Genomic DNA, 15,060 nt, shown 5'->3' with positions numbered 1-15,060 from the left:
CTCTTTGGTTGGCGGGGCCGGGCAACCGGCCCCGCCCGCCTTTTGTCCCACCGATTAGTCGAAGGTGCCGATGGACGTCTTCTCCGACCCGTTGAACCGGGACGTATACATAACCGGCTTCCTCTGGATCCTCAAGCTGACGCTGGCCGGCGGCGTCGGCGCGCTGGTGCTCGGCGTCGTGCTGGCCGCGATGCGAGTCTCGCCGGTCCCGGTGCTGCGCGGCTTCGGCACCGCCTGGGTCAACATCTTCCGGAACACGCCGCTCACGCTGATCATCTTCTTCTGCTACTTCGGTCTGTTCTCGACGCTGGGTTTCTCGGTTGTCGACGACATCGACCTCAACAACTTCTGGCTCGGCGTGATCGGCCTGTCGGTCTACACCGCGGCGTTCGTCTGCGAGGCCATCCGCTCCGGCATCAACACCGTGCCGGCGGGTCAGGCCGAGGCGGCCCGCGCGATCGGCATGACGTTCATCCAGACGTTGACGATCATCGTCCTGCCGCAGGCCGGCCGGGCCGTCATCGCGCCGCTGGGCAGCATCCTCATCGCGCTCTGCAAGAACTCGACGATCGTCGGCACGATCGGCCTGATGGAGTCGTCGAACGCGATGAAGGATCTGATCAACGCGAACGGCAACGCGGTCATCCCGATCTTCCTCGTCTTCGCGGGCACGTTCGCGATCGTCCTGATCCCCACCGGCTACGGGTTCGGCTGGCTGGCCAACCGCCTGGCGGTGAAGAGGTGAGAGAGCTCAGCAGCACTCGTGCTCCGGTCGGCTCGGAGCGAAGCGGAGAGACGTCATGAGCACGGACGCCGTCCTTTACGACCACCCGGGGCCCAAGGCCAAGGCGCGCAACCTCGTCCTGACGATCGTGTTCGGGCTCGCGGTGCTCGGGCTGCTCTACTGGATCTATTCGCGCTTCGACGAGAAGGGCCAGTGGGCCGGCTCCCTCTGGAAGCCGTTCACCTACGGCAGCACCTGGACCGATTACATCCTGCCGGGCCTGCAGGGCACGCTTCAGGCGGCCGCCGTCGCGATGGTCCTCTCACTGGTCTTCGGCGTGCTCTTCGCCGTCGGACGACTCTCCGACCACTGGTGGGTCCGCCTGCCGGCCGGCGCGATCGTCGAGTTCTTCCGGGCCGTGCCCCTGCTGCTGCTGATGTTCTTCATCTTCTTCGGGGTGCCGTTCATCACCGAGCAGCCGATGTCGATCTTCTGGGCCGTGGTCCTGGGCCTGACGCTCTACAACGGGTCGGTGCTGGCCGAGGCCTTCCGGGCCGGCGTCTACTCGGTGCCGCGGGGGCAGAGCGAGGCGGCGTACGCGGTCGGCATGCGCAAGAGCCAGGTGATGACCCACATCCTCATCCCGCAGGCCGCCCGGGCCATGCTGCCGGTGATCGTCAGCCAGCTCGTCGTGCTGGTCAAGGACACCGCGCTGGGCTACATCATCTCGTACAGCGAGTTGCTGCAGCTCGGTGTCAACAACCTCTCCGCCAACTACGGAAACGTGCTGCAGGCCGCGATCGTGGCCGCGGCGATCTACATCATCGTCAACTCCATCCTGACCGGCGTCGCGGGCTGGCTGAGCCGGCGCACCCGCCGCAAGGGCCGTGCCCCCCGGGCTGCCGGCGCCGCGACGCAGCAGGCGACCATCGAGCCCGGCCTCGGTGGCGGCGGCGGAGCTTAGCCGTGGTGGCCCCGGGTTGAACCGGGGCCACCACGCTTGACATGCTTTTCCGCATGATCTCCGCGGACGACGTCATCAACCAGCCGGAACGGGTCCAGTTCGAGGCCTTCCTCGACGAGCATCGCCGGGCCCTGCACGACTGCCTCGACGATCTGACCGAGGAGCAGGTGCGGCGGTCGCTCGTGCCGTCCCGCACGACCCTGCTGGGTCTGGTCAAGCACGTGACCTTCGTCGAGAAGGTGTGGTTCGACGAGGCCGTCACCGGACGTTCCCGGGCCGACATCGGCATTCCACTCGACCCGGATGAGTCGTTCATTCTCGACGATTCCGACAGCATCGCCTCGATTCGAGCCGCCTATCTGGCCGCCGTCGCCTCGTCCCGGCAGGCGGTCTCGTCCCTGGGCCTCGATGACAAGCTGCCGGGCAACCGGCGCGGGCCGATCCCGCTGCGCTGGGTCTACCTGCACATGCTGCGCGAGCTGGCCCAGCACTGCGGCCACGCCGACATCCTGCGCGAGCAGCTGGGGCTAACGAGCGAGCTCGGTGACGCGTGATTCCCGGACGACCGTGACCCGGATCTGCCCCGGATAGGTCAGCTCTTCCTCGATCTGCTTGGCGACGTCGCGGGCCAGCACCGCGGCGCCGATGTCGTCGATGTCGTCCGGGCGCACCATGACCCTGATCTCGCGCCCGGCCTGCATCGCGAAGACCTTCTCGACGCCCACCTTGCCGGCGGCGATCTCCTCGATGCGCTCCAGCCTCTTGACGTACGCCTCGAGGCTCTCCCGCCGCGCGCCGGGCCGGCCGCCCGAACAGGCGTCCGCGGCCTGGGTCAGCACCGCCTCGATGGTCTGCGGCTGCACCTCGTTGTGGTGCGCCTCGATCGCGTGCACGACGTCGTCACTCTCGCCGTACTTGCGGGCCAGATCGGCGCCGATCAAGGCGTGGCTGCCCTCGACCTCGTGGGTGAGCGCCTTGCCGATGTCGTGCAGGAACGCCGCCCGCTTCATCGACGGCACGTCCAGCCCCAGCTCGGCGGCCATGATGCCGGCGATGTGGGCGGTCTCGACGAGGTGCTTGAGGACGTTCTGACCGTAGCTGGTGCGGTAGCGCAGGCGGCCCAGCAGCTTGGCCAGCTCGGGGTGCAGGTCGGTGATGCCGACGTCGACCAGAGCCTCCTCGGCGGCCCGGTCGCAGAGCTGCTCGACCTCGCCCTTGGCGCTCTCGAAGACCTCCTCGATGCGGTGCGGGTGGATGCGCCCGTCCAGCACCAGCTTCTCGAGGGTCAGCCGGCCCACCTCGCGGCGCACCGGGTCGAAGCACGAGAGCAGCACCGCCTCCGGGGTGTCGTCGATGATCAGGTTGACCCCGGTCACCGACTCGAACGCCCGGATGTTGCGGCCCTCACGGCCGATGATCCGGCCCTTCATCTCGTCACTGGGCAGGTGCAGCACGCTGACCACGCTCTCGGCGGTCTGCTCGCTGGCGATGCGCTGGATGGCGTCGACCACGATGCGGCGCGCCCGGCTGTCAGCCGTGTTCTTGGCGTCGTTCTCGATGTCCCGTACGAGGATGGCCGCCTCGCGCTTGGCCTGGGCCTCGATGCTCTCGACCAGCTCGGTGCGGGCCGCGTCGGCCGTCAGCTCGGCGATCCGCTCGAGTTCGCGGCGCTTCGCCTGTTCGGCGACGGCCAGCTCCGACTCGCGTGCGGCCAGGGCCGACTCGCGGGTGACCAGGTCGGCGTCCATGGCGGCCAGGCGGCGCTCCCGCTCGACCAGGCGCTCCACCTCTTCGGCGTGCAGGCGCTCGCGCTCGTCGATGCGGGCGGCGCGGCGCTCGACCTCGGCCGCCTGCTCCTTCGCGGTCGTGTTGAGCAGGGCGACCTCGCGCTCACCCTGGCGGCGGGCGGCCGTGCGGACCTGCTCGGCGTCGGCCTCGGCCTGGCGGTGGGCGTGCTCGAGGATCGTGTCGGCCTCGCTGTGGGCGGCCTCGAGCACGCGGCGCGCCTCGGCGCGGGCGGAACTGGCTTCGGCCTTGGCCGCGGCGGCCTCGGCCCGGACGGACGCGGCCTTGGCGTTGGCGTTGTCGACCTTCGCGTTCGCGTCCTCGACCTTGGCGTTGGCGTCCTCGACCTTGGCATTCGCGTCCTCGACCTTGGCCAGGGCGTCGTCGACGGCCTGATCCGGCACCGGGGAGCCGCCGCGCGACTGGAGCCGGCGCAGGGCACGGGCGCCGAGCACCAGGCCGGTCACCACGAGGGCGGCCAGGACGACGAACGCCACCACCAGTACCCAAACCAGGGCGGTCATCTCGCCGCGTCTCCCTTCGCCGCCCGGCGCGCCGGAGCACGCACGGACCATTTGCGGGATGCCCGACCATGGCAAGACGACCGCGTGCGTCATCGGACCACGGCACCGCAGGGATGCGTGGAGCCGACCGCGCTATGACAGACCCTCGGCCCTTGCGGTCCACGTGCCGAGGCGTTTATCAAGACCCGCTCGGGGCCCGAAGTGATGCCGTAATGTAACCGGTTCTATGTTGTGGCTGTTGCATGCGATGGTCGAACAAACCTTGTGTAACGCGAGGCTAGGTCGCGAGTGGCACTTCGGTCAAGGTTCCATGATTCGGCAGCGGATGGGACTTAGGGCACAGACTCGCTTACCCCCAGCTCACGACACCAGTGGGCAATTCAGGCGTACCGGGACCAGAGATCGCGCATCGGCTCCCACTTCTCACCGAGGCCCTCCTTCCAGTACGCCAGCAGATAGCCGGCGACCGGGGTCCGGGCGTCGTCCCACCACATGCCGCTCACGGTCCGGGTAGTGCCACCCTCAGTGAGACGGTATGCGTACTCCAGGTAGTTGCCGGTGGTCCGGCCCGAAGGAGTGGCCCGCTCCGCCGCCGGGGCGACCCCCGGAGTGAGCGTGCGGGCGTCGACGGCCTGGCCGAGAGCCTTGACCCGCGCCTTGTCCCGCTCGGCGAGCGACTCGTACTCCACGAAGATCGCGCTCATGCCGTCGAGCGTGCAGCGGACGCGTACCTTCTCGCCGCCGTTGAGCTTGGGCCCACCCGGCGATCCGCTCCGCGAACAGGTCGACAGGTAAGGAAGCCAGCCCTCGGCCAGGGCGGTCAGCCCGGTGCCGGCGAAGTCGGGCTGGTTGACGGCGACCTGGTTCCGCTCGAAGACGCCGAGGGCGCCGCCAGGGACAGGTGCGCTCGGGCCGCCGGCCCCGGGCGCGGTGGCACGGCCGGCGAAATAGCCGCCGGCGCCGAAAAGCAACAGCCCCGCGACCAGGCCGGCCAGCAACCCGACCATGAGGCGGCTGCGCTGCGGGGGTGGCGACGGCTCGATCCGCCGCCCCGGAGGTGCGGCGAAACCGTACGGGGCGTCGGTCCAGCCTTCCTGCTTCCCGCCGAACGGGTCGGGCGTGCCCTGGAACGGGCCGTAGCCGGAGCCGCTGGTCGGATAGGCCGGGCTCGGCGGGGTGCCCGGGTACGGGTGGCCACTCGTCGGATGCGGGGCGCCGCTGCTCGTGGGCCGTCCTGCGTTGCCATCCCGATACGGATCGCCGCCGGGCTGGGGGCCGCCGGTGGGATACGGGTCGCCACTCTGCTGCGGGCCAACGACCGGGTACGGATCGCTGCCCTGCTGCGGGGCACCGGTTGGGTTACCGCCGGCTGGATGCGGTGCGCCGCTCGCAGGAGCAGGGCCGGGGTCTGATTGGTGCTGGACGCCGCTCGCAGGCGCCGGACCGGGGCCGGACTGATTCGCAACACCACTCACAGGCGCCGGACCAGGGCCCGACTGATTCCCAACACCACTCACAGGCGCCGGACCAGGGCCCGACTGATTCCCAACACCACTCACAGACGCCTGACCAGGGCCCGACTGATTCCCAACACCACTCACAGGCCCGTGATCAGAGCCCGACGGTGGATGTGGGGCGCTCGGTTCAGGCGGGTTGCCGGCCGTTGGGTCGTTATCCGCATGGGCGGCCTGGCTGTCCATCGCTCCAGTCGCCTGGACCGGGACGCCGCTCGCGGGAGCCGGAACAGCAGACGAAGGCGGATGCGAAGCGCTCGGCTGGCCCAGGTTGCCGGCCGTCGGGCCGCCGTCCACGGCTCCCGTCACCTGAGGCTCGACCGGCTGTTGGGCGCCGAACGGGGCGGTCGGCTCGGCACCCTCCGGGAAGGGACCGTAGCCACGCATGCTGCTCTGCGAGTACTCGGTCACAAGCTCACACGTTACCAATCAGTGGCGAACGCCGATGTCCGGCGAAGATCGCGAGCCCAGCCGCGCCAGCTTCGCCGCGACCGCGCTGACACAAGATAAGGCCGGAGTTTCACCCTCGGGCTGCCGGCGCCGCGTCACGAGCCCACGCCCCCGGCCGCGTTGGCCGCGCCGAGGCCGGCGATACCCACCGCGTTCATGCCGGTCACCGGAAGGCCGGCACCCCCGGTGTCCTCGTCGGCGTCACCGTCGCCGTTCGACGCGCCGCGTCCAACTCATCGTCGTCACCGGTGCCCCCACCCGCACCCGGCTTATCGGTGGGCGGATTCTCCCCCGGCCCGTCGTCGCCCGGCGGAGTTTCGCCCCCCACCGTCACCGGGCGGGTCGCCGCCGCCGTCACCAGGTCGGTCTCCCCACCATCACCAGGCGGGTCCCCACCGCCGTCGCCGGGCGGATCGCCCTCGCCTAATGAGTCCCCACCGCCGTCGCCGGGCGGATCACCGTCACCTAATGAGTCCCCACCGCCGTCGCCGGGCGGATCACCGCCACCATCGCCGGGCGGGTCACCGGGCGTTCCGTCGCCCCGCTCTAGTCCTCGCCGCACGACGCGCCCGCGCCGCAGGACGCGCCCGCGCCGACACACTTCGGCACGGGGTGCACCACCTCAGTGCGCGCGTCGCATCAGCGCCCTGCGGCACGGCGGGGTCGCCCTCAACACAAGCCGGGCACCCCAGCGCGGTGCGGTACAGCTTGTCGCCGAAGCGACACGCCGCGCTATCGCGACGCAACGCATCACTGCAGCCCGCCGCGGGCAACGCAACACGTCGACGGTGCGATGTGGCGCGTCGTCGCGGTGGCTGGTCAGGAGGTGGGGTCGGCGTCGGAGGCCAGGGCGTCGGCGTCCAGTTGGTCGGCGAATTCGGCGGCCTCGGCATCGCGGGCGGCCAAGGCGTCTTTGACTGCGCGGATGGCCACGCCGGCGGAGTAGCCCTTACGGGCCAGCATGGCGACCAGGCGGCGGAAGATGGCGTCGGGCGCGCCGGTGGCTGTGCGGAGTTTGCGGTCGACCAGGGCCCGCGCGGTGGCGGCCTCGCCTTCCTCGTCGACGGATTCCAGGGCCTCGGTGGCCACCTCGGCGTCGACGCCACGCTGGCGCAACTCGTTGGCCAGCGCCCGGCGGGCCAGGCCGCGGCCGTGGTGGCGGCTGGTGACCCACGCCCGGGCGAAGGCCGCGTCGTCGATGATGCCGACCTCGTCGTAGCGGTCGAGGACCTCGGCGATCACCTCTTCGGAGATCTCTTTGCGGGCGAGCACCTTGGCCAGCTCGGCCCGGGTGCGCGGGCGCACAGCGAGCTGCCGCAAGCAGATCTCGCGGGCCCGTTCGCCCTCGCTCTGCGCCGGCTGGGCGACCTGCGGCGACCGACCGGCACGACGGCCGCGCCCCGACCCGGGCGCGCCGTCACGGTCGGAGTCGTCAGGAAGGCCACCACCCGGAGAACGACCTCGCCCGTCACCGAAGCCGCGACGGACGGCGCCGGACGGATCGAACCCGTCGAGGGAGGGGTTGCCGCCCGGCGAAGCCCGCCGGCGACGGGCAGGAACGTTGCCGCGTTCCGCGTCGTCGCCGGGCGGAGGCTCGCCGGACGGGTGCTCATCGTCGGCGCGGGCGGGGCGGGGTGGGATGGCATCCCACCCGCGCCCGGAACGCGCGCCTCGTCGGGCCGGCATGGCCGGTCAGCCGATCAGAAGTCGACCGGCGGGAGCTCGGGGCCGCCGGCCGCGTCGCCGGTCGTCTGGCCGACGCCCAGCTTCTCGAGGATCTTCTTCTCGATCTCGGCGGCCACGTCGGGGTTCTCTTTCAGGAACTCGCGCGCCTTTTCCTTGCCCTGGCCCAGCTGGTCACCGTCGTACGTGTACCAGGCGCCGGACTTGCGGATGATGCTCTGCTCGACGCCGACGTCGATCAGCGAGCCCTCACGCGAGATGCCCTTGCCGTACATAATGTCGAACTCGGCCTGCTTGAACGGCGCGGCCACCTTGTTCTTCACGACCTTGACGCGGGTGCGGTTGCCGACCACGTCGGTGCCGTCCTTCAGGCTCTCGATGCGACGCACGTCGAGCCGGACCGAGGAGTAGAACTTCAGCGCGCGGCCACCGGTCGTCGTCTCGGGCGAGCCGAACATGACGCCGATCTTCTCGCGGAGCTGGTTGATGAAGATCGCGGTCGTGCCCGAGTTGCTCAGGATGCCGGTGATCTTGCGGAGCGCCTGGCTCATGAGGCGGGCCTGGAGACCGACGTGGCTGTCGCCCATCTCGCCCTCGATCTCGGCCCGCGGCACGAGCGCGGCCACCGAGTCGATGACGATGATGTCGAGCGCGCCCGAGCGGATCAGCATGTCGGCGATCTCGAGAGCCTGCTCTCCCGTGTCGGGCTGGGAGACCAGGAGCGCGTCGGTGTCGACGCCGAGCGCCTTCGCGTATTCGGGGTCGAGCGCGTGCTCGGCGTCGATGAACGCCGCGATGCCGCCGTTGCGCTGGGCGTTGGCCACCGCGTGCAGCGCGACCGTCGTCTTACCACTGGACTCGGGGCCGTAGATCTCGATGACCCGGCCGCGCGGCAGGCCGCCGACGCCGAGCGCCACGTCGAGAGCGATGGAACCGGTCGGGATGATGGCGGTCTCGACGACCGGCCGCTCCCCGAGCCGCATCACTGAGCCCTTGCCGAACTGCTTGTCGATCTGCGCCAACGCCAGATCGAGCGCCTTGTCCCGGTCAGGTCCTGCCACCATGTCCGCCACCCCTGTACCCGATTTAACGGTCGTCTTCGCCGATGCGTTTCTGTTCATCGCCACGGGCACCAAGGTAGGCGGTGGGTATGACAAAAATTCGCCGCCCTGCCCGAGCTGTGGATAACTGAACCGCTGTGGACAATAGCCGAACACGTGTACGACGATCGAGTGACACGCCAGAACGGGTGTACTAAAAACGCGTCACCGCAGGCGGGAGGGCACCCGATCGGGGTACGCGGCTACCACCGCACGCCAGATGGTAGCCGTCTCGATACCGTCCGCAATCGCTTGGTTTATCGTCCGGTTTCCCAACTCGCCGAAAGAATGGTCCGCCGCGATGCTGCGTGCATAGGCGGCCCCGAAGACTTCCCCCAGCCGCGCCCAGAAATCCGTCAACCGCACCCCACGAGCCTACCCACTCCGCAAACGGCGGTAGGCCCGCGCCGACAGCGGCAGGAACACGGCCGTGAGCAGCAGCGGCCAGCCGACGGCGAGCCACACGGCCGAGTCGGCCAGCGGCCCCTCGGTGATGCCGGTCGGGTTGCCGAAGAGCCCGCGCGCCGCCGTGGCCGTGGCCGAGAGCGGGTTCCAGGCTGCGATCGCGCCGAGCCAGGCCGGCATCGTCTCGGCCGAGACGATGGCCGTCGACAGGAAGCCGATCGGCCACACCAGCACCTGCACGGCCATCGTCGCGCCCTCGCCGCGGAACGCCAGCCCGACGAAGATGCCGATCCAGAGCATCGAGAATCGGAAGAGCAACAGCAGCAGTACGGCGAGAGCAGCCGAGGCGGGATCCGAGGTGATCCGCCAGCCGATCAGCAGGCCGCCGGCGATGAGCACCAGCAGCTCGACCGCCGAGTTGGCCAGGTCGGCGCCCACCCGGCCCAGGGCCACCGAGGCGCTGCCGATGGGCAGGGAGCGGAAGCGGTCGGTGATGCCCTTACGCGCGTCGTTGGCCATCGCGGTGGCCGTGGCCTCGACGCCGAACATCATGCTCAGCGCCAGCATGCCCGGCAGCAGGAAGGTGATGTAGTCCCCGCCGCCGGGCACGGTGATCGCGCCACCGAAGAGGAAGCCGAAGACCAGCAACAGCATGATCGAGAACATCAGCCCGAAGATCGGCGTCCACGGCTGGCGCGCCCAGTGGGCGAGGTTGCGCTGGGTGAGAATCCATCCGGCCCGTACGGCGGTCATCGCGCAGCCTCCTGCGGAGCGGCGGTCAAGGTGAGGAAGACCTCGTCGAGGGTCGGCCGGCGCAGCACCAGATCCTCCGGGACGAGGCTGAGATCGTCGAGAGCACGGACGATGCCGGCGAGCGCCACAACGCCGGCCCCGACCTCGAAGGTGAGGCTGTGCGACTCGGCATCGGGCACGGCCGGGATGCCGACGGCCGTGGTGAGCTGCGCGGCCACCGATTCCAGCGGAGCGTCGGCCGCGACGGTCACGGTCACCCGGTCGCCGCCGATCTGGCGCTTGAGCGCGGCCGGGGTGTCGTCGGCGACGATGCGGCCGTGGTTCATCACCGAGATGCGGGCCGCCAGTTGGTCCGCCTCGTCGAGATACTGCGTGGTCAGCAGCACTGTCGTGCCGGCCTCGGCGACCTCGCGGACGGCCGCCCACACCTCGTTGCGCGCCCGCGGGTCGAGCCCCGTGGTCGGTTCGTCGAGGAAGAGCACGGCCGGAGTGAGGATGAAACCAGCGGCGATGTCGAGGCGGCGGCGCATGCCACCGCTGTACGTCGAGACAGCGCGCTCTGCCGCCTCGGTGAGCCCGAACATGTCGAGCAGGCGGTCGGCCTTCGCTCGTGCGTCGACTTTGCTCAGACCGTAGAGCCGGCCGAACATCACCAGGTTCTGCCGGCCGCCCAGGATCTCGTCGACCGCCGCGTTCTGCCCGATCAGTCCGATCCGGCGCCGGACCTGCGCGGCCTGATTCCGTACGTCGAAACCGGCGACCCGGGCCGTGCCGCCGTCGACATCGATGAGGGTGGCGAGCGCCTTGACCGCCGTGGTCTTGCCCGCGCCGTTGGGGCCCAGCAGGCCGTGGATCACGCCGGGCGGCACGGCCAGGTCGAAGCCGTCGAGAGCGCGCACGTCCCCGTACCGCTTCCGTAGCCCTTCAGCTTCCAGATTCACCGCTGCTCCTAACTCCGTATGCCTCACGGTATTTGGTGCGGCGTTCACCGTACACCCCACGGGGTAATCTCGGCACATGGAAAATGGGGACGTCGACCGCACGCTGAGCCTGCTGTGGCGACGCACCTTGGGAGTGCCGCAAGGGTCGCGCGGGCCGAAGCAGCGATTCAGCGTCGACGAGGTGATCCGGGCGGGCATCGCGGTCGCCGACGAGGAGGGGTTGCCCGCCTTCTCGATGCGCAAGGTCGCCGACCGGCTCGGGCTCAAGCTGATGTCGATCTACACGTACGTGCCGAGCCGCGACGAGCTGATCGGGCTGATGGTCGACGAGGTGATGGGCGATCCGGGGCTACCACCGCACGAGGGCGGGTGGCGCGAGCGGCTGACCGTGGTGGCCCGGCAGATGTGGGACGAGTTCCACCGGCACCCGTGGCTGCTCCAGGTCGAGCAGGCCCGGCCGTGGATCGGGCCGAACGGGTCCGACCGCTACGAGTGGCAGCTCGCCGCGATCGACGGGGCCGGCTTCACCGACCTCGAGATGGACCAGGTCATCACGCTGATCAGCGACTTCACCGCGGCGTCGGCCCGGGCCGACGTGGCGGCCCGGCGCACGGCCGAGCAGTCCGGCATTTCCGACGCCGAGTGGTGGGCGGTCAACGCGCCCGTGCTGGAGCGGTTGATGCCGCTCGACGCCTACCCGATCTCGGGCCGGGTCGGCACCGTGGCCGGCGAGGAGTACAACGCCGTCCGCGATTCGGAGCGATCGTTCCGATTCGGCCTCGACCGCATCTTCGACGGGCTCGACCAGTTGCTCGGTTCACGCCCTCAGCCGCCGCAAGCCTGACAGGCGCTCACTTCACGGCGGCCGCGGCGATCTTGAGGTCGTCGACCAGGCCGCGGTAGGCGGTCTCGCGGTCGTCGGCGCGCAGCACGGCCGACGGGTGGATCGTGGCCAGGGCCTGGATCTCGGCGACCGGGAAGTCGCCGGGATGCTGCGCCGAGGCCGGCCACGGCATCAGCTTTCCGCGCTGCTGGGTGACCCGGAACGACGGACCGATCAGCGCCCGGCCGGCGGTGGCTCCGAGGATCACCACCAGCTCGGGCTTCAACAGCGAGAACTCCGAGACGAGCCAGGGCCGGCAGGCGGTGATGTGCGCGGGTCCGGGATTCTGGTGGATGCGGCGCTTGCCCCGCAGCTCGAAGCGGAAGTGCTTCACCGCGTTGGTGATGTAGACGTCGGCCGGGTCGATGCCGGCGTCGTCGACCGCCTCGCGCAGCAGCCGCCCGGCCGGACCGACGAAGGGCAGACCCTGCTGGTCCTCGACGTCGCCCGGCTGCTCGCCGACGAACACGATCTTGGCGTTCGCGGCGCCCCGGCCGAAGACGGTCTGGGTGGCGTCCGCGTACAGCTCGCAGCCCTCGCAGTGAGCTGCGGCCTCTTTCAGCTGCTCGATGCTGCGCGGCTCGGGCGGCACCCACTGCTGCGCGCCGACCGGCGCTTCGGTCCTAGGCATGGAGAAGGTTCTACCCCAATCGGACCGGAAGAAGCGTCGGCGGCCCCTAACGAGTCGGGGCGTAGAGGGCGGGCGGACGGACGGCCGTGGCCACGGCCTCCGCCAAAGCCGGAATCTCCGGCTCGTCGAGGGGGCCGATCGAGATGCGTACGCCCGGGGGCGCCGACACGCGGAACACGGAACCCGGCGCCACGGCGTAGCCCGCCTCGCGCAGCAGGCCGACCGTGCGGGTCTCGTCGGTGACCGGCACCCAGACGTTGATGCCGGTGTCGCCCTCGGCGGCGACCCCCTGCGCCCGCAGTGCATCGCACAGGGCGCGACGGCGACGGCCGTACGTCTCGGCGGCGGCCGCCACGGCCCGGGTGACCTCGTCGTCGTTCCACAGATGCAAGAGCATGCGCTGGAGCACAGTGGAGACCCAGCCCGAGCCGATGCGCATGCGACCCACGACCCGGGCGATGGTGGCCGCGTCGCCGGCGAGCAGAGCGATGCGCAGGTCGGGGCCGAAGGGCTTGGACGCCGAGCGGGTCAGTGCCCAGGCGCCGGTGACCGGCCCGACGCAGTGGGGCGGCTGCTCGGCCAGCTCGGCGGCGTGATCGTCCTCGATCACCAGCACGCCCGGACGGCTCGCGAACAGGTCGCGCAGAGCCTCGGACCGGGCCGCGCTGACGGCCACGCCGGTCGGGTTCTGCGCCCGGACGGTGACCACCGCGGCCCGCGCGCCCGACTGCAGGGCAGTCGCCATCGCGGCCGGGTCGGGGCCTTCCGGATCGACCGCGACGGGGAGCGGGCGCAGGCCGAGGGCGGCCAGCAGGTCGAGCAGATTGGCCCAGCCCGGATCTTCCACAGCGACCGCGTCGCCGGCCCGCAAGTGGGCTGTGAGCAGGCGTTCGATGGCATCGAGCGTGCCCGAGGTGACGGTGATCTCGGCGTCCGCGGCCGGGATGCCGTCGGCGACCAGGCGCGGACGAGCCGCCTCGATCAGCTCGGGCATCGCGGCTGCCGACGCGTAGCCCTGGGGGGTGCCGTTGGTCTCGGCCAACGCTCGCAGCGCGCGGCCGAGCGACGGCAACAGACGGACATCGGGCTCGCCGGAGGAGAGGTCGCGCACGCCCTCGGCCGCGGGCAGGCGCATCGCGGACCGGGGGCCGGCGACGGGCGGGCGGGACCGGATGCGGGTGCCGCGACGACCCTCGGTCTCGACGACGCCGCGTTTCCGCAACTCTTGGTAGGCCTTGGCCACCGTGGCCGGGCTGACGTGCAGGGTGTCGGCGAGAACCCGGACCGGTGGCAGGGCCGCACCGAAGACCCAGTCGCCCGTGCGGACACCCGCCTCGATGCTGGCGGAAATCGAGGCGGCGCTGTCACCGCTGACCTGATACTGTGCTGACACACGAGAGATTCTGTACTAGTACAAGAGCGAACGCAAGTCGTTCAGCCGGCAGGGAGGCCCGATGTCCGACACCTACACGCGGACGAGCCGCACGACAGCCACTCGCTACCGCGAGCGCATGCATTACGACCGCGCGCTCGCGCACGCCATTCTCGACGAGGCCTACGACTGCACGATCGGCTTCGTGGCCGAGGGCGAGCCGCGGCTGCTGCCCACCCTGCACGTCCGCGTCGGCGAGACGCTCTATCTGCACGGCTCCTCCGGCGGCCGCATGGGCCTGTCCGCGCGGCACGGCGAGGTGCCGGTCGCGGTCAGCGTCACCCTGCTCGACGGCATCGTCTACGCCCGCTCCCACGTGCACCACAGCGCCAACTACCGCTCGGTGGTCGTGCACGGCTCGGCCCGGCTGGTCACCGATCCCGAAGAGAAGAAGGCCGCGATGGCGGCGCTGGTCGACAAGGTCGGCGCCGGCCGCGCCGCCGACAGCCGGCCGCCGAACCGGCGCGAGATGGCCGAGACGAGCGTGCTCGCCCTCCCGCTCGAAGAGGTCTCGGCCCGCGCCCGCTCGGGCGGCGTGATCGACGAAGAGGACGATCTGGCGCTGCCGCACTGGGCCGGCGTTCTTCCCGTCCGGCGGGTGTTCGGCCCGCCCGCGTCCGCCGAGGGTGTCTCGGCAGCCGAGCCGGCATACCTGCCGGCCGGCGATCAGCCCTGGGCCGCCGCTCCGGTGCCGTTGACCGGCCGGCACGTCCGGCTCGAGCCGCTCACCCTCGGACACGCGCCCGGGATGGTCGAAGCGCTCGGCGACGACGAGGTCTGGCAACACATCCCGGCCCGCCGGCCGCAGACGGTCGACGCCATGCGCGACTATCTCGCCCGGTTGCTGCGGGCGCGCTGGGCCGGCAGCCAGGTGGCGTGGGCCCAGGTCGAGCCGGCGACCGGCCGGGTGATCGGCGTGACCAGCTATCACGACATCGACGCCGACCGCCGGGCCCTGGGAATCGGTCACACCATCGTCGGCAAGCCGTGGTGGCGCACCGGGGTCAACACCGAGTCCAAGCTGCTGCTGCTCGCGCACGCCTTCGACGACCTCGGGGCCGAGCGCGTCTTCTGGCACACCGACATCCGCAACGAGCGCTCACAGCAGGCGATCGCCCGGCTCGGCGCGGTGCGCGAGGGCGTGCTGCGCCGGCACAAGCAGCGGCCCGACGGCTCCTGGCGCGACACCGTGATCTTCGGCATGACGGTCGACGAGTGGCCCGAGGCCGGTCGCAAGCTGCGGGAACGGCTGGCCGCCGGCTAGGCCGGGC

General features: G+C 70.8%; 14 protein-coding genes. 5 read left to right on the top strand and 9 right to left on the bottom strand.

All coding sequences use genetic code 11. The features are described from left to right. The first annotated feature begins 70 nt into the window (after positions 1–70). Genes KXC43_RS25650 through KXC43_RS25640 form a run of 3 tightly spaced genes read left to right on the top strand, consistent with a single transcriptional unit; the run spans position 71 to position 2,242 of the window. The gene (locus KXC43_RS25650) at positions 71–745 is read left to right on the top strand and encodes an amino acid ABC transporter permease (RefSeq protein WP_221378698.1); all 675 of its coding nucleotides are present in this window, start codon (positions 71–73) and stop codon (positions 743–745) included. Between the two features lie 55 nt (positions 746–800). Then, positions 801–1,688 (top strand): amino acid ABC transporter permease, encoded by an 888-nt coding sequence (locus KXC43_RS25645; protein ID WP_221378697.1) that lies wholly within the window; start codon positions 801–803, stop codon positions 1,686–1,688. A 53-nt stretch (positions 1,689–1,741) separates the two neighbouring features. Continuing rightward, complete coding sequence (locus tag KXC43_RS25640) at positions 1,742–2,242, top strand: DinB family protein (protein ID WP_255644808.1); 501 nt, start codon at positions 1,742–1,744, stop codon at positions 2,240–2,242. Here KXC43_RS25640 and rny read toward each other — a convergent pair. The 7 genes from rny to KXC43_RS25605 form a co-directional block, all read right to left on the bottom strand. Beyond that, positions 2,216–3,997: a ribonuclease Y gene (rny, locus tag KXC43_RS25635; RefSeq protein WP_221378695.1), complete on the bottom strand. Its 1,782-nt coding sequence runs from the start codon at positions 3,995–3,997 to the stop codon at positions 2,216–2,218. The genes KXC43_RS25640 and rny overlap by 27 nt on opposite strands. 380 nt (positions 3,998–4,377) lie before the next feature. Then, positions 4,378–5,004, bottom strand: a complete 627-nt coding sequence (locus KXC43_RS25630; RefSeq protein WP_221378694.1) for a hypothetical protein — start codon at positions 5,002–5,004, stop codon at positions 4,378–4,380. 1,776 nt (positions 5,005–6,780) lie between these two features. After that, the gene (locus tag KXC43_RS53575) at positions 6,781–7,647 is read right to left on the bottom strand and encodes a regulatory protein RecX (protein WP_255644807.1); all 867 of its coding nucleotides are present in this window, start codon (positions 7,645–7,647) and stop codon (positions 6,781–6,783) included. A 14-nt stretch (positions 7,648–7,661) separates the two neighbouring features. After that, positions 7,662–8,708, bottom strand: a complete 1,047-nt coding sequence (recA, locus tag KXC43_RS25620) for a recombinase RecA (RefSeq protein ID WP_221378720.1) — start codon at positions 8,706–8,708, stop codon at positions 7,662–7,664. Between the two features lie 201 nt (positions 8,709–8,909). Then, positions 8,910–9,110 carry a DUF3046 domain-containing protein gene (locus KXC43_RS25615; protein WP_221378693.1) on the bottom strand — a complete coding sequence of 67 codons (201 nt, stop codon included), beginning with the start codon at positions 9,108–9,110 and terminating at the stop codon, positions 8,910–8,912. 9 nt (positions 9,111–9,119) lie between these two features. Continuing rightward, positions 9,120–9,902, bottom strand: a complete 783-nt coding sequence (locus tag KXC43_RS25610) for an ABC transporter permease (protein ID WP_221378692.1) — start codon at positions 9,900–9,902, stop codon at positions 9,120–9,122. Continuing rightward, on the bottom strand, positions 9,899–10,843 hold the full coding sequence (locus tag KXC43_RS25605) for an ATP-binding cassette domain-containing protein (RefSeq protein ID WP_308129246.1): 945 nt from the start codon (positions 10,841–10,843) through the stop codon (positions 9,899–9,901). Before KXC43_RS25605 ends, KXC43_RS25610 begins: the two co-directional genes overlap by 4 nt. Positions 10,844–10,919: 76 nt before the next feature. On the opposite strand from KXC43_RS25605, the gene KXC43_RS25600 reads away from it, so the two are divergent. Further along, positions 10,920–11,687 carry a TetR/AcrR family transcriptional regulator gene (locus tag KXC43_RS25600; protein ID WP_221378690.1) on the top strand — a complete coding sequence of 256 codons (768 nt, stop codon included), beginning with the start codon at positions 10,920–10,922 and terminating at the stop codon, positions 11,685–11,687. A gap of 7 nt (positions 11,688–11,694) precedes the next feature. On the opposite strand, the gene KXC43_RS25595 is transcribed toward KXC43_RS25600, so the two are convergent. Together KXC43_RS25595 and KXC43_RS25590 are read right to left on the bottom strand one after the other, a co-directional pair. After that, complete coding sequence (locus tag KXC43_RS25595) at positions 11,695–12,357, bottom strand: UdgX family uracil-DNA binding protein (protein ID WP_221378689.1); 663 nt, start codon at positions 12,355–12,357, stop codon at positions 11,695–11,697. A 46-nt stretch (positions 12,358–12,403) separates the two neighbouring features. Further along, positions 12,404–13,750 (bottom strand): aminotransferase class I/II-fold pyridoxal phosphate-dependent enzyme, encoded by a 1,347-nt coding sequence (locus tag KXC43_RS25590; protein ID WP_221378688.1) that lies wholly within the window; start codon positions 13,748–13,750, stop codon positions 12,404–12,406. A 61-nt stretch (positions 13,751–13,811) separates the two neighbouring features. On the opposite strand from KXC43_RS25590, the gene KXC43_RS25585 reads away from it, so the two are divergent. Continuing rightward, positions 13,812–15,053 carry a bifunctional pyridoxamine 5'-phosphate oxidase family protein/GNAT family N-acetyltransferase gene (locus tag KXC43_RS25585; RefSeq protein WP_221378687.1) on the top strand — a complete coding sequence of 414 codons (1,242 nt, stop codon included), beginning with the start codon at positions 13,812–13,814 and terminating at the stop codon, positions 15,051–15,053. Positions 15,054–15,060: the final 7 nt, after the last annotated feature.

Source organism: Paractinoplanes polyasparticus, from assembly GCF_019710575.1.
Classification (GTDB): Bacteria; Actinomycetota; Actinomycetes; order Mycobacteriales; family Micromonosporaceae; genus Actinoplanes; species Actinoplanes polyasparticus.
This window is presented reverse-complemented; position numbering and strand designations above follow the sequence as displayed.

What these genes read in the sequence shown, in the direction of transcription:
- KXC43_RS25650 (WP_221378698.1), top strand. Translation starts at nt 71, where the DNA reads ATGGACGTCTTCTCCGACCCGTTGAACCGGGACGTATACATAACCGGC.
- KXC43_RS25645 (WP_221378697.1), top strand. Translation starts at nt 801, where the DNA reads ATGAGCACGGACGCCGTCCTTTACGACCACCCGGGGCCCAAGGCCAAG.
- KXC43_RS25640 (WP_255644808.1), top strand. Translation starts at nt 1,742, where the DNA reads ATGATCTCCGCGGACGACGTCATCAACCAGCCGGAACGGGTCCAGTTC.
- rny (WP_221378695.1), bottom strand. Translation starts at nt 3,997, where the DNA reads ATGACCGCCCTGGTTTGGGTACTGGTGGTGGCGTTCGTCGTCCTGGCC.
- KXC43_RS25630 (WP_221378694.1), bottom strand. Translation starts at nt 5,004, where the DNA reads ATGGTCGGGTTGCTGGCCGGCCTGGTCGCGGGGCTGTTGCTTTTCGGC.
- KXC43_RS53575 (WP_255644807.1), bottom strand. Translation starts at nt 7,647, where the DNA reads ATGCCGGCCCGACGAGGCGCGCGTTCCGGGCGCGGGTGGGATGCCATC.
- recA (WP_221378720.1), bottom strand. Translation starts at nt 8,708, where the DNA reads ATGGTGGCAGGACCTGACCGGGACAAGGCGCTCGATCTGGCGTTGGCG.
- KXC43_RS25610 (WP_221378692.1), bottom strand. Translation starts at nt 9,902, where the DNA reads ATGACCGCCGTACGGGCCGGATGGATTCTCACCCAGCGCAACCTCGCC.
- KXC43_RS25600 (WP_221378690.1), top strand. Translation starts at nt 10,920, where the DNA reads ATGGAAAATGGGGACGTCGACCGCACGCTGAGCCTGCTGTGGCGACGC.
- KXC43_RS25595 (WP_221378689.1), bottom strand. Translation starts at nt 12,357, where the DNA reads ATGCCTAGGACCGAAGCGCCGGTCGGCGCGCAGCAGTGGGTGCCGCCC.
- KXC43_RS25585 (WP_221378687.1), top strand. Translation starts at nt 13,812, where the DNA reads ATGTCCGACACCTACACGCGGACGAGCCGCACGACAGCCACTCGCTAC.